The sequence below is a fragment of the Noviherbaspirillum sp. genome (genome assembly GCF_035944575.1).
Classification (GTDB): Bacteria; Pseudomonadota; Gammaproteobacteria; order Burkholderiales; family Burkholderiaceae_D; genus Noviherbaspirillum.
The window spans coordinates 40,990-53,554 of sequence record NZ_DASZBA010000200.1; the positions used below are offsets into that span (position 1 = coordinate 40,990).

Sequence of the window (12,565 nt, forward strand, 5' to 3'; positions counted from 1 at the left end):
CCGCAACCATCTCGCGTTCAGCCCTCGCTTCACAATGCCGCTCGCACTGGCCGCTGGCGCGGCCAATGTGTTTGCGTTCGCGCCCTTCGGCCTGTGGCCGCTGCAAACCCTGCTGCTGGCGTTTCTGTTCGCGCTGGTACTGCGGCAGGAGTCGGTACGGCGCAGCGCCATGGTCGGCTGGGCCTACGGGTCGGGCTGGCTGATCGCGGGTTTCCATTGGCTGTACATCAGCATGCACGACTATGGCAATCTGCCGGGCTGGATGGCGGCGCTGGCGGTGGTGCTGCTCGGCGTTGCATTGAGCACGTATGCGGCGATCGCGATGGGCGCCGCTGCCTGGTTGCGCCAGCGGTGGTCCGCCGGACCGACGGTTTCGCTGCTGTTGCTGCTGCCGGCGCTCTGGACGCTCAACGAATGGGCGCGCGGCTGGGTGCTCACCGGCTTTCCATGGGTCGGAGGTGGCTACGCGCACAGTGCCGGACCGCTGGCCGGATTTGCGCCGCTCATGGGCGTCTATGGACTGGCCCTGCTGTCGGCACTGATCGCCGGGGCGCTGGTGCTGGCACCGCAGAAAAAATCGGCGGCCGTCATGGCGGCGATCATCCTTCTGGTTGGAACCGGATTGCGCACGGTCGAATGGACGCGCGCCAGCGGCGCACCGATATCGGTGCGTCTGCTGCAAGGGAACGTGCCGCAGGAAATGAAATTCGCGCCGGACCGAATTCATGCCACGCTGTCGATGTACCACGACATGATCAGCGCGGCGCCGGCCGACCTGATCGCCACGCCGGAAACCGCCATTCCGATGCTCTCGCGCCTGCTGCCGCCGGATTATCTGCCGCGCTTGTCGGCATTCTCGCAACAATCCGGCAGCCACCTCGTGCTCGGCGTTCCTCTCAGCGATGGGCCATCTCTCTATGCCAACAGCGCGATCGGCATCGCGCCCGCAGGCAACCCGGCCTCGCCGGCGACATATCGTTACGACAAGCATCATCTGGTACCCTTCGGCGAGTTTGTTCCGACCGGCTTCGGCTGGTTCGTCGACATGATGAAAATTCCACTGGGAAATTTCGTGATCGGCAAATCCATCCAGCCGCCGTTTGCAGTGAAGGACCAGTGGGTGCTGCCCAACATTTGCTATGAGGATTTGTTCGGCGAGGAGATCGCGGCGCAGATCGCCGCCAGTCGCGCCTCCGGGTCGGCCGTTCCGCAGGCGACCATGCTGCTGAACCTGTCCAACATTGCCTGGTTCGGCGATTCGATCGCCCTGCCCCAGCACCTGCAGATTTCCCAGATGCGCTCGCTCGAAACCGGGCGTCCCATGCTGCGCGCCACCAACACCGGCGTCACCGCCGTCATCGACCCAAAAGGCCGGGTGCAGGCACAGCTTGCGCCTTATACACGCGACGCATTGAGCGCCAAGGTGCAGGGGTATCAGGGTTACACGCCATATATCCTGTACGGTAACAAGCCGGCGATCGGATTGGCGCTGCTGATGCTTGCGGCAGGCTATCTTGTGAGCCGCCGACGTCCTGCTAAATCGCATGGGAACGACAAAAACCGCTAGAATTGTCGGTTTTCGTCATTCCCTTCACCAACCCTCGGCCCCGCCCCTGGGAACAAAAAATGCTCACTTTTCAACAAGTCATTCTCAAGCTGCAAGAGTATTGGGATGCGCAAGGTTGCGCGCTGCTGCAACCCTACGACATGGAAGTCGGCGCCGGCACCTCGCATACCGCAACCTTCCTGCGCGCGATCGGGCCAGAGCCCTGGCGCGCGGCCTATGTGCAGCCGTCGCGCCGGCCGAAGGATGGCCGCTACGGCGAGAATCCGAACCGCATGCAGCATTACTACCAATACCAGGTGGTGCTGAAACCGGCGCCGGAAAACATTCTCGATTTGTACCTCGGTTCGCTCGAAGCGCTCGGGCTCGACCTGAAGCAGAACGACGTGCGCTTCGTCGAGGATGACTGGGAAAACCCGACGCTGGGCGCCTGGGGCCTCGGCTGGGAAGTGTGGCTGAACGGCATGGAAGTCACGCAGTTCACCTATTTCCAGCAGGTCGGCGGCCTTGACTGCAAACCGGTGCTGGGCGAAATCACCTACGGCATCGAACGGCTGGCGATGTACCTGCAGGGCGTCGAGAATGTTTATGACCTCGTCTGGACAGAATGGCAGGAACAGGGCGTCACCAAGCGCCTGACCTACGGCGACGTCTTCCATCAAAACGAAGTCGAGCAATCGACCTACAACTTCGAACACTCGAATACCGAATTCCTGTTCTCGCTGTTCGGCAATTACGAGTCCGAGGCAAAGCGTCTGCTGGAAGTGCCGCTCGCGCTGCCGGCCTATGAAATGATCCTGAAAGCCGCGCATACCTTCAACCTGCTCGACGCCCGCGGCGCCATTTCCGTGACCGAACGCGCCGCCTACATCGGCCGCATCCGCAATCTGTCGCGGGCGGTGGCGCAGGCGTACTACGAATCGCGTGAAAAGCTCGGCTTCCCGATGTGCGGTGATGCGCGGCAGGCGGCATGACGCTACTGCACCGAACGCCCGATGGACAAATGAAGCCTTGAAGTCCGCCTCGTTGATGGTCATTACCTGAATCCCGCCCGTGCGGGAGCGACAACAAAAATGAATCAAACACTCTTAGTCGAACTGCTTACCGAAGAACTGCCGCCGAAGGCACTGGCGAAACTGGGCGAGGCATTCGCCGCCGGCATCTCCGCCGGACTGGCGTCGCGCGGTTTCCTCGATACCGATTCCGTTGCAATAAGCTATGCCACGCCGCGACGCCTCGCGGTATCGATATCCAGCGTGCGCGCGATGTCGCCGGATAAATCGATTCGCGAGAAGGTGCTGCCGGTATCCGTCGCATTGAATGCCGAGGGCCAGCCCGCCGCGCCACTGCTGAAAAAACTGGCAGCCCTGGCGCAGACCGCCGGCGTCGGCGAGATCCGGCCGCAGGACCTCGAAAGCGCGCCGGACGGCAAGGCGGAAAGCTTCTTCTACACCTACACCGCACGCGGCTCCGCATTGCAGGGCGGCCTGCAGGCTGCCTTGGAGGATGCGGTCGCCAAGCTGCCGATCCCCAAGGTGATGAGTTACCAGCGACCGGACGGCTCGACAGTACAGTTCGTCCGTCCCGCGCACAAGCTGATCGCGCTCCACGGTGCGGATATCATCCCCGTCACGCTGCTCGGCCTGCAGGCCGGACGCGCCACGCTCGGTCATCGTTTCCTTGCGGCCGGCGAACTGCAGATCGCGAACGCGGACGCGTATGCGGATGTGCTGCAGTCGCAGGGCAAGATCATTCCGGGCGTCGTCTCCCGCAAGGAAAAAATTCGTGCGGCGCTGCTCGAAAAGGCAGGCGGCGACGCGGTGCTGATGCCGGAAGCGCTGCTCGATGAAGTGACCGCGCTGGTGGAGTGGCCGGTGGTGTATGCCTGCAACTTTGAAGAGACGTTTCTCTCGGTACCGCAGGAATGCCTGATCCTGACGATGCAGACCAACCAGAAATACTTTGCGCTGACCGATGCCGGCGGCCGCCTGCGTTCCCGCTTCCTGATCGTATCGAATCTCGACACGACCAATCCGGAACACATCATCGGCGGCAACGAGCGCGTGGTGCGTCCGCGCCTGTCGGATGCGAAGTTCTTCTTCGAGCAGGACAAGAAGAAAAAGCTCGCCGAGCGGGTGCCCGGCCTGGCCAGCGTCGTGTATCACAACAAGCTCGGCACGCAAGGTCAGCGCACAGAGCGCGTCAAGACTCTTGCAAGCAGGATCGCTCAGCTGCTGGGCAACGACACCGCGCTCGCGGAGCGCGGTGCGCTGCTGGCGAAAGCCGACCTGCTGACCGACATGGTCGGCGAATTCCCCGAACTGCAGGGCATCATGGGCACCTACTATGCGCGCCATGACGGCGAACATGAGGAAGTGGCGCAGGCGATCTCCGAGCATTACCAGCCGCGCTTCGCAGGCGACGCATTGCCGGCGACGGCGACCGGCACCGCCGTCGCCCTGGCCGACAAGCTCGAAACCCTGGTCGGCATCTGGGGCATCGGCCTGCAACCGACCGGCGACAAGGACCCGTTCGCGCTGCGTCGCCATGCGCTCGGCATCCTGCGCATGCTGGTGGAGAAACGCCTGCCGCTGTCGATCGACAGCCTGCTGTCCGGGACCGCAAGCCTGTTCGACGGCAATGCGAATTTCAAGAACCAGAAAGCGGACATCACCACCTTCCTGTTCGACCGCCTGCGCGGCCTGCTGCGCGAACGCGGTTTTGCGCAGAATGAAATCGAAGCAGTCGTCGCCCAGAATCCGGACCGCCTCGACAACATCGTCGAGCGTCTCGATGCGGTCAAGGCCTTCGCCGCATTGCCGGAAGCCGAATCGCTCGCCGCCGCCAACAAGCGCATCACCAACATCCTGAAAAAGGCCGAGGGCGCAACCGGCGATGTGCAGCAGAACCTGCTGCAGGAACAGGCGGAACAAGGCTTGTACAGCGCCATCGCGAAACTGAAGCCGCAGGTCGATGCCGCATTCGCCGGCGGAGACTTCACCGGCACGCTGAAGTCGCTCGCGCATTTGCGGGACAACGTCGATGCCTTCTTCAATGACGTGATGGTGATGGCGGACGACGAGCAGTTGCGCAATAACCGCATCGCGTTGTTATCCAACCTGCACGGCATGATGAACCGGGTAGCCGACATCTCCAAGCTGGCGGCATGACACCAGTCGCGCCGACGAAGCTGATCATCCTCGACCGGGACGGCGTGATCAACCACGACTCCGATGAATTCATCAAGTCGCCGAGCGAGTGGATTCCGATACCGGGATCGATGGAAGCGATCGCGCGGCTGAACCAGGCCGGCTACCGGGTGGTGGTGGCGACCAACCAGTCGGGCATTGCCCGCGGCTTTTTCGATATCGTGACGCTGAACGCCATCCACCAGAAGATGCATGCCGCGGCACACATGGCCGGCGCCGACATCGACGCCGTTTTTTTCTGCCCGCATGCGGCCGACGACAATTGCGATTGTCGCAAGCCGAAACCGGGCATGCTGCATGAAATCGCGCACCGCTTCGACGTTAACCTCAAGGGCGTGCCGAACGTCGGCGATTCCCTGCGCGACCTGCAGGCCGGCTTCGTCGCCGGTTGCATCCCCTACCTGGTGCTGACCGGCAAGGGCGAAAAGACGCGTGCCAAGGGAGGACTGCCGCCCGGCACCACGGTGCATGCCGATCTGGCAGCGGTCGTCGACCATTTGCTGAAAACCACCAGCGGTTCCGCGCGCTGAGCGCTGCCATTCATTCCGGAGTTTCGATGTCAACCATCACCCTGTTCATTCGCTCGCTGCTGTTCTCGCTCCTGATGATCGTGGCCACCGTCATCTGGGCGCCGCTGTGCTTCCTGTTTGCGCCCTTGTCCTACAACCGGCGCTATTACATGACGGTCCGCTGGAATGTGTTCATCATCTGGGCCGCGAAAACCATCTGCGGCATCCGCTACCAGGTGAAAGGCATGGAAAACCTGCCTGATGCCCCGGTGGTGTTGCTGTCCAAGCATCAGTCGGCCTGGGAAACGATTTTCTACTGCTTCACGATGCCGCGCCCGCCGGTATTCGTGTTCAAGAAGGAACTCACCTACATTCCCTTTTTCGGCTGGGGCATCGCCCTGATGCGCATGATCCCGATCGATCGCAGCAAGGCCAAGGATGCGTTTGCCCAAGTGGTCGAGCAGGGCAAGAAGCGCCTGGCCGACGGCCAGTGGATCATCATCTTCCCGGAAGGGACGCGCATACCTGTCGGCCAGCGCGGCAGGTACAAGAGCGGCGGCGCGCGACTCGCCATCGAGACCAATACGCTGGCGGTGCCGATCGCGGTGAACTCCGGCGAATGCTGGCCGAAGAATTCCTTCATCAAGAAACCCGGCGTGATCACCGTATCGATCGGCAAGCCGATCTCGCCGCAGGGACGGTCTGCAACAGAGCTCATGCAACAAGTTGAAAATTGGATAGAATCCGAAATGCGGGTGATTTCCTCGCCCGGCATCTACTCCAACGATAAAGTTACCCATACCCTTGAAGCTGCTTCGCCAGACTCCGCCTGATCCACAGCAGCTCGCACTGCAGCTCGATTTTTTTTCACCCGATTGTTCTTCGCAGCCAACGGTCGACAAGCCGGCGCCGAAGCATGAACCGGGGTCGCAATCGAACTCCGCACAATCGCATTCGCCGCCCGCCAGCATGCCGGAACTGTTTCCGGCACCGACCGGGAACGGCGCCGGCGTGTCGCTCACGCCGCGGCGGCGCATGCATATCCTCGATCACATTCTCGAATACCGGCTGCTGCGTTCAAAGCGCCGCACCATCGGCTTTCTGATCGACGATGAAGGCCTGCGCATCACCGCACCGAGATGGGTGACGATTGCGGAGATTGAAAGCGCGATCCGTGAAAAGCAGCGTTGGATTTTCGCCAAGCTCGTCGAACGGCGTGAACGCTCCGCCCGTCGCCTGCAGCCGCAAATGCAATGGCGCGACGGCGCCACCCTGCCCTACCTTGGCGGCGACATCACCCTGCGTATCATCACCGAGCAGGGCGCCGGCATCGCCTTCAATGACGACACCCGGGAACTGACGGTATGCCTGCCGCCGGACGCGGAAGAACAGCAATTGAAGGACCGGGTGCAGGGTTGGCTGCAAACCCAGGCCAAGCGGATTTTCGCCGAGCGGCTGCCGCTGTATGCGGAAAAGCTCAGCGTCAGTTACCAGAAATTTTCACTCTCGTCGGCGACCACGCAATGGGGCTCCTGCACCGCGGATGGACGGATACGGCTCAACTGGCGACTGATCCATTTTTCACTGCCGCTGATCGATTATGTGGTGGCGCATGAACTGGCGCACCTGCGGGAAATGAACCACAGCCCGCGTTTCTGGTCGACCGTACAATCCGTATTTCCGGAATTCCAATCGGCGAAAAGGGCACTGCGCGAGCATGCGCCTGAAACATTGCCAATCTTTTGAATCTTGCAGACGCTATCAGGAATACATCATGCGAATTCTTCATACCATGCTGCGCGTCGGCGACCTGCAGCGCTCCATCGATTTCTACACCAGGGTTCTCGGCATGAAGCTGTTGCGCACCACCGACCGCCCGGAGCAGAAATACACGCTGGCCTTTGTTGGCTACGGGAATAATCCGGATCATGCCGAACTGGAATTGACCTACAACTACGGCACCGACAGCTATGACATCGGCACAGCCTATGGCCATATCGCCATCGCGGTGGAAGACGCTTACAAGACCTGTGAAACGGTCAAGGCAGCAGGAGGCAACGTTACCCGTGAAGCCGGTCCGGTGAAAGGCGGGACGACGGTGATCGCTTTTGTGCAGGACCCGGACGGTTACAAGATCGAGCTGATCGAGCGCAAGGCGGCCTGAGCGGTCACCGCCTGGCGCATATCGGATCGGAACGCCGGCGGGCAACTCATCCGCTTTTTCCGGAGCGCCGGTTCTTCTCCCAGATGGCCAGCAGGATCAACCCGTAGGCGAGCACCCGCAACAAGTAGAAAAAGTATCCCGCGATGCCGGCACTGGCTTCAGCCTGTGCGCCGATCAGCACGCGATTGAATCCTTCAATGAAAAAAGATAGCGCGAAGTAGAGAAAAAAGCGGTCCCGCGTGCTCCGCCAGAAACGGAGGAAAAACAATCCGGCGACAGCTGTGGCACAAGCGGTGGCGCCAACCAGAATCTCATTCATACGGCTTCACTCCTCGTCCCAGATCAGTCCATACAATAAGGGCAGCAGCGCAATCAGCGCAGTCGCCTGCCGCCAGATGAGCAGATCCGTACCGTCTAGCACCACCCGGTCGAGGACCAGCAGCAAATTGTTGACCAGCATGCCGGCAAAGCAAAGGCCACTCCAGAAAAGCAGGCGATGGCGCGTTCTGAAATAACCCCGAAGCAGCAGCGCGCTGCAGGCAAACGCAGTCAATGCACACAATGCATAAACCAACGCAGCCATCTCATCCGTCCTTTCTGAATATAAAAGCGTCCGCGAACTGCTGTGCTTTCTTGCCGACTTTTGAATGAATCAGATTGGCGATTTCGACCAGGTTCTTCGCATAGGCACCGGCCAACCGTGAAATCATGTCATTCAGATCTTCGGATGACGGCTGATATCGATAGCTGACGCACTCCGCATCATCGCCGGCATCGGCGGCAAGTATCCCGGCCTGGTGCAACTCCACCAGCAGTGCAGCAGCCGCCTTTTCGCTCAGGTAAAGTCTTTGCGCCAGCCGCCGGGCGTCGTAGCAATGTCCCGCGCCCGCGTCGCTGCGCAGCAACAGCATCGCTTCCAGGAAGGGGACCGATGGAATACTGGTGAGGATGAAGCGCTGCACGTCGCCGGGGATTTGCTCCCTTCCCATATTCATTGTCCAGATGCTTGCAGGCAGGTCGCCGGAAACAGTGTGAGGGAAATTGTTAGCGGTGATATCCCGCAATCGACGGCCCGGCCATTCGGGCGGACGGACGCTGTCAGCGATTTGCGAACGGATGCACGGATTGGGATGGGCCTGCGCAATGACAGTCGGAACATTCGGAGCGACATGGGATGTTTCTTTCTATCTGGCGATGAGCGGCAGCCTGCGCGAAGCGCCGAACGAAACGCCTCGCGCAACGGAAGGCCCGGCAAGATCTGGCAAAAACCCATTGCTGAAAACCACTGCTGCTTCACCATCGAATTGATGCCGGAGCCCTGCTGCATCGCGCCTGCCGACTGAGGATAGTTTGCAAAAAGAACCCGTCCGCCTTGGGGAATCCGGACGGGCCGAAGAAAGATGTGCTGTGCTGGAAAAGGTGCCGGCGCGTGGCGGGAGAGCCTGCAGCCGTGCGTCCGATCGGCAGAACGGTTGCCATGATGCACGACAAAGCTTAAGGGAAACTTAGCGCAGGCGGCTCGTACGAGCATCCATGCACGACGAGGGGATCAGGCGGCTGCGGCGGAGCTTGTCCTGATGGAAGGTGTGGCGATGGCATCGTCGATGATCGGCCGGAAGGTGATCCGGACCGCAAGTCCGCCGAGAGCCGATTCGCCGAGTTCGATGGTAGCCTGGTGCCGGTCTGCAATCGCCTTGGCGATGGCAAGTCCGAGGCCACTGCCGCTGGCACTGGTACCGGGCACCCGGTAGAAACGGTCGAATACCCGTTCGCGGTCGGATTCCGGAATGCCGCGGCCCGAGTCCTCGATCCGCAACACCGCCGCATCGCCCTCAGTCGCCAATCCGATCCGGATCCGGCCATGTTCCGGGGTGTAGCGCACCGCGTTATCCACCAGGTTACGCATCATCATGCGCAGGCTGTCGAGATCACCGGCGATGATCGCGGACGCCAGGTCATCGTATTCGAGGTGGATGTGCCGCGCCAGCGCCAGCGGCGCGACATCGGTCGCCGCTTGTTCGATGCAGGCGGGCAGCGACACTTCGGTGCGTTCGAAGTCCTTTACGGACGGGTCCTGGCGTGCCAGTGCGAGCAGTTGCTCGACCAGGCGCGATGCCCTGTCGACACCGCCCAGCAGACGGGCGATGCCATGTTCGCGCGCATTGTCATCCTTCGCCCGCGCCAGCGTCTGGACCTGAAGTTTCAATGCGGTCAGCGGCGAACGCAGCTCATGCGCGGCATCCGCCACGAAGCGCTGCTGCGATTCCAGCGATTGCGACATGCGGGCCAGCAGCAGGTTCAGTTCACCGACCAGCAGCGACACCTCCTGCGGCACGCCCTCATCCGATACCGGCGCCAGCGAATCGGCATTGCGGTTGGCAAGGTCGTGGCCGATGCGGTTCAGCGGCGACAGCGCCGTCGTGACCACCCACCAGGCAGCCGCGAACAGCAGGAGCGAAACCGGCAGTACCGGCCACACCGCCGACAGCGCCAGTGCGAACGCACGGTCATGCCTGGCCTGCATTTTCTGCGATACCTGCACCACCCGTGTATCGGTCTGCACCGTATAGACGCGCCAGTCGCCGTTGTCGAGATTGACATTGGAATAGCCGAGCGCGGTGCGCGGCGGCAGCGAACGATAGGTGCGCGATTGATAGACGCGCACGCCGTCATCGGTCCAGATCTGGATCACGAAATCGAATCCGGGATCGTCCGAATCGGACATCTTCGGCCATGCGGCGCTCTCGAAACCGCTGTCCTCCAGCGCGATCGCCATCTGCTGCATGTGGTAGTCGAACAGCTTGTCGGCCTTCTCCGTCGCCACCCGGAAGGACGTGATGAATTGCACCACGGCGGCGATCGTGATCGCCGCGCCGAGCAAGAGCAGGAGCCGGACACGCAGCGAGCGGATCATGTCTTTTCCACCATGTAGCCCACGCCGCGGACATTGATGATGAGCTGCTGGCCGAGTTTCTTGCGCAGGCCGTGGATGTACACCTCGACCGCATTGCTTTCGACATCGCCGGACCAGCCGTACAGGCGTTCCTCCAATTGGGCGCGCGACAGGATCGCGCCGGGCCGCGCAATCAGCGCATCCAGGATGGCCCACTCGCGCGCCGACAGGATGACCTGTCGGCCTTCGGCCATGACTTCCCTGGTGGCGGCATTGACCTCGACGTCGCCGTTGCGATAGACCGGCTCGGTGCGCCCGCGCGCCCTTCTGACAAGGGCATGCAGCCGGGCGATCAGTTCTTCGAGATCGAATGGTTTGACGAGATAGTCGTCGGCGCCGCTATTGAGTCCCCGCACCCGGTCGGGCACGGTGTCGCGTGCAGTGATGACCAGCACCGGCAGTGTTTTGCCGCGGGCACGCAATCCGCGCAGCACCTCGATGCCGTCCTTCTGCGGCAATCCGAGGTCGAGAAGCAGCGCGTCATAGGCCTGTGTACCGACCGCCGCTTCCGCTTCACTGCCGCTGGTCACCCAGTCGACCGCAATGCCTTCGCCGTCAAGGGCGATCTGGATGTTTTCGCCGATCATGAGGTCGTCTTCGACAAGCAGGATTTTCATCGGAATGTGGTGCCTATGCCATGTTTGATGTCGAGGCAATATAATAAGCCCTGCTTTGCCCGGTTTCCGGATGCAGTGTAGCGCAACGGCGCATACGAACGCACGCCGGCTGCTGCAGTACATATTGCAGTACTTTGTCTCACATCCGGCGCCATGGTTCCGCCTCTGCATAAAGTGCAGTGCCGGAACATGCCCGCGATTCAACAGATCAACCTTGTTTTCCCAATCTTCATGCCTATGGCGATACGCATTTCCTTTCGTGGTTCCCCCGCCTGTTTCAGGCGCCTGTCGATGCTCTCTCTGGCCGTGCTGACGGCGTGCGCGGTCCAGCCAACGACACAGCCTCCCGCCCGCGACGCTATGGAAACACCGGCTGCCGCACCGCTTCCCTCTCCCCAGCCAGCCCAGTCCGCCCCTGCGCCGCAACGGCCGCCATCGCCGGAAAAAGCGGCTCTGCTGAGCGGCTGGGTCGACCAGCAAAGCCGTCTGTACCGGGTGGCCGCGCCGCTGCTGATCGAAAATACGGCATTGTGCAAACGGCAAGCACGCAACCTGCTTGGCCTGACTGCCAAGACGCGGTATTCCTACGGCAAGGGGTTCGTGGCTGAAGCGCAGTCTGCATTGGGACTGAATGAACGGTTGAAGGTCATGGACGTGCTGCCGGGAAGCGGCGCCGAACGCAGCGGCATCCGCAAGGGTGATGTCCTGCTGGCGGTCGACGGCAAGCCGCTGTCGCAGGGACCGAACGCGGAGCGGGACGGCGCGGTGCTTGTCAATGCGGCAATGCGCGGCCGCAGCAGCGTGACTCTCAACGTGGAGCGCAACGGCGAACAGTTGAGCATCGCCACGCCGCTGACCAATGCCTGCGCGTTCGGCATCGAACTGGGCGATTCGGACCTGGTGAACAGCTATGCGGACGGTTTCCGCGTGATGATCAACCGGGGCATGCTGAATTTCGTCCGTACCGACGAGGAACTGGCCTATGTGCTTTCCAAGGAAATCGCCCACAATACACTGACACGGTCGGACCGGCCACGCATGAGCAGCACCATCAACAAGCTGCGCGTGTTGCGGGAAGACCGGAGCGCTCCGGCGTCCATGCCGGCGTTACAGCCTTACTCGCCGGTGCTGGATGCCACCGCCGACAAGCTGTCGCTGTACATGCTGACCCGTGCGGGATACGGCACCGCCGGCACGATCGATTTCTGGAAGCGGCTCGCGGCCGGCCATCCGGCGACAATGCCGAACAGCTATACCGCATTGCACCCGTCCACCGCTTACCGCGTGTCGGTAATGAATCAGACGCTGGAAGCGATCAAATGGAAGCGTCATCGCAAGCAGGCGATGGTGCCGTGACTGATAAAGTTCAACCCGTTCTGGAGACACTACCTGTAATTTGCAGTCATTCCCGCGAAGAGGTTCGCAAGCGAGAATCCGGTGGCGCACCGTCCGGCAATCGAGAAAGGTGATGTCCTCCGGGAACGACATGCCGCTACGCGCGCATCGCATTTTGCAACAAGGCCGCTAGCCGGCCCACCCGCCATACATA

13 protein-coding genes are annotated in these 12,565 nt (G+C 61.5%); 8 read left to right on the forward strand and 5 right to left on the reverse strand.

Annotation, left to right across the window (positions count from 1 at the left end; genetic code table 11):
• The first annotated feature begins 34 nt into the window (after window positions 1-34).
• The 7 genes from lnt (at window position 35) to gloA (ending at window position 7,446) form a co-directional block, all read left to right on the forward strand.
• The gene (gene lnt, locus VGU61_RS15850) at window positions 35-1,567 is read left to right on the forward strand and encodes an apolipoprotein N-acyltransferase (RefSeq protein WP_326860208.1); all 1,533 of its coding nucleotides are present in this window, start codon (window positions 35-37) and stop codon (window positions 1,565-1,567) included.
• A gap of 59 nt (window positions 1,568-1,626) precedes the next feature.
• Window positions 1,627-2,538 carry a glycine--tRNA ligase subunit alpha gene (gene glyQ, locus VGU61_RS15855; protein ID WP_326860169.1) on the forward strand — a complete coding sequence of 304 codons (912 nt, stop codon included), beginning with the start codon at window positions 1,627-1,629 and terminating at the stop codon, window positions 2,536-2,538.
• Window positions 2,539-2,637: 99 nt separating this feature from the next.
• Window positions 2,638-4,734, forward strand: a complete 2,097-nt coding sequence (gene glyS, locus VGU61_RS15860) for a glycine--tRNA ligase subunit beta (RefSeq protein ID WP_326860170.1) — start codon at window positions 2,638-2,640, stop codon at window positions 4,732-4,734.
• Window positions 4,731-5,303 carry a D-glycero-beta-D-manno-heptose 1,7-bisphosphate 7-phosphatase gene (gmhB, locus tag VGU61_RS15865; RefSeq protein WP_326860171.1) on the forward strand — a complete coding sequence of 191 codons (573 nt, stop codon included), beginning with the start codon at window positions 4,731-4,733 and terminating at the stop codon, window positions 5,301-5,303. Before glyS ends, gmhB begins: the two co-directional genes overlap by 4 nt.
• Before the next feature lie 26 nt (window positions 5,304-5,329).
• Complete coding sequence (locus VGU61_RS15870; RefSeq protein ID WP_326860172.1) at window positions 5,330-6,115, forward strand: lysophospholipid acyltransferase family protein; 786 nt, start codon at window positions 5,330-5,332, stop codon at window positions 6,113-6,115.
• Window positions 6,087-7,028: a SprT family zinc-dependent metalloprotease gene (locus tag VGU61_RS15875; RefSeq protein WP_326860173.1), complete on the forward strand. Its 942-nt coding sequence runs from the start codon at window positions 6,087-6,089 to the stop codon at window positions 7,026-7,028. Before VGU61_RS15870 ends, VGU61_RS15875 begins: the two co-directional genes overlap by 29 nt.
• A gap of 28 nt (window positions 7,029-7,056) precedes the next feature.
• A complete protein-coding gene (gene gloA, locus VGU61_RS15880; protein ID WP_326860174.1) occupies window positions 7,057-7,446 on the forward strand; it encodes a lactoylglutathione lyase in 390 nt (129 codons plus the stop codon).
• A gap of 46 nt (window positions 7,447-7,492) precedes the next feature.
• Here gloA and VGU61_RS15885 read toward each other — a convergent pair whose 3' ends face one another.
• The 5 genes from VGU61_RS15885 to VGU61_RS15905 form a co-directional block, all read right to left on the reverse strand.
• Window positions 7,493-7,765: a DUF5985 family protein gene (locus tag VGU61_RS15885; RefSeq protein WP_326860175.1), complete on the reverse strand. Its 273-nt coding sequence runs from the start codon at window positions 7,763-7,765 to the stop codon at window positions 7,493-7,495.
• A gap of 6 nt (window positions 7,766-7,771) precedes the next feature.
• Window positions 7,772-8,029: a DUF5985 family protein gene (locus VGU61_RS15890; protein WP_326860176.1), complete on the reverse strand. Its 258-nt coding sequence runs from the start codon at window positions 8,027-8,029 to the stop codon at window positions 7,772-7,774.
• Between the two features lies 1 nt (window position 8,030).
• Window positions 8,031-8,435, reverse strand: coding sequence for a hypothetical protein (locus tag VGU61_RS15895; protein ID WP_326860177.1), 405 nt, complete (start codon window positions 8,433-8,435; stop codon window positions 8,031-8,033).
• A gap of 560 nt (window positions 8,436-8,995) precedes the next feature.
• Complete coding sequence (locus VGU61_RS15900) at window positions 8,996-10,360, reverse strand: ATP-binding protein (protein WP_326860178.1); 1,365 nt, start codon at window positions 10,358-10,360, stop codon at window positions 8,996-8,998.
• Window positions 10,357-11,016 (reverse strand): response regulator transcription factor, encoded by a 660-nt coding sequence (locus tag VGU61_RS15905; protein ID WP_326860179.1) that lies wholly within the window; start codon window positions 11,014-11,016, stop codon window positions 10,357-10,359. The genes VGU61_RS15900 and VGU61_RS15905 overlap by 4 nt, the downstream gene beginning before the upstream one ends.
• A 189-nt stretch (window positions 11,017-11,205) precedes the next feature.
• On the opposite strand from VGU61_RS15905, the gene VGU61_RS15910 reads away from it, so the two are divergent.
• On the forward strand, window positions 11,206-12,372 hold the full coding sequence (locus VGU61_RS15910; protein ID WP_326860180.1) for a M48 family metallopeptidase: 1,167 nt from the start codon (window positions 11,206-11,208) through the stop codon (window positions 12,370-12,372).
• Window positions 12,373-12,565 lie beyond the last annotated feature (193 nt).

What these genes read in the sequence shown, in the direction of transcription:
- VGU61_RS15905 (WP_326860179.1), bottom strand. Translation starts at nt 11,016, where the DNA reads ATGAAAATCCTGCTTGTCGAAGACGACCTCATGATCGGCGAAAACATC.
- VGU61_RS15870 (WP_326860172.1), top strand. Translation starts at nt 5,330, where the DNA reads ATGTCAACCATCACCCTGTTCATTCGCTCGCTGCTGTTCTCGCTCCTG.
- gmhB (WP_326860171.1), top strand. Translation starts at nt 4,731, where the DNA reads ATGACACCAGTCGCGCCGACGAAGCTGATCATCCTCGACCGGGACGGC.
- VGU61_RS15895 (WP_326860177.1), bottom strand. Translation starts at nt 8,435, where the DNA reads ATGGGAAGGGAGCAAATCCCCGGCGACGTGCAGCGCTTCATCCTCACC.
- VGU61_RS15890 (WP_326860176.1), bottom strand. Translation starts at nt 8,029, where the DNA reads ATGGCTGCGTTGGTTTATGCATTGTGTGCATTGACTGCGTTTGCCTGC.
- VGU61_RS15900 (WP_326860178.1), bottom strand. Translation starts at nt 10,360, where the DNA reads ATGATCCGCTCGCTGCGTGTCCGGCTCCTGCTCTTGCTCGGCGCGGCG.
- glyQ (WP_326860169.1), top strand. Translation starts at nt 1,627, where the DNA reads ATGCTCACTTTTCAACAAGTCATTCTCAAGCTGCAAGAGTATTGGGAT.
- VGU61_RS15885 (WP_326860175.1), bottom strand. Translation starts at nt 7,765, where the DNA reads ATGAATGAGATTCTGGTTGGCGCCACCGCTTGTGCCACAGCTGTCGCC.
- lnt (WP_326860208.1), top strand. Translation starts at nt 35, where the DNA reads ATGCCGCTCGCACTGGCCGCTGGCGCGGCCAATGTGTTTGCGTTCGCG.
- VGU61_RS15910 (WP_326860180.1), top strand. Translation starts at nt 11,206, where the DNA reads ATGCCCGCGATTCAACAGATCAACCTTGTTTTCCCAATCTTCATGCCT.
- glyS (WP_326860170.1), top strand. Translation starts at nt 2,638, where the DNA reads ATGAATCAAACACTCTTAGTCGAACTGCTTACCGAAGAACTGCCGCCG.
- gloA (WP_326860174.1), top strand. Translation starts at nt 7,057, where the DNA reads ATGCGAATTCTTCATACCATGCTGCGCGTCGGCGACCTGCAGCGCTCC.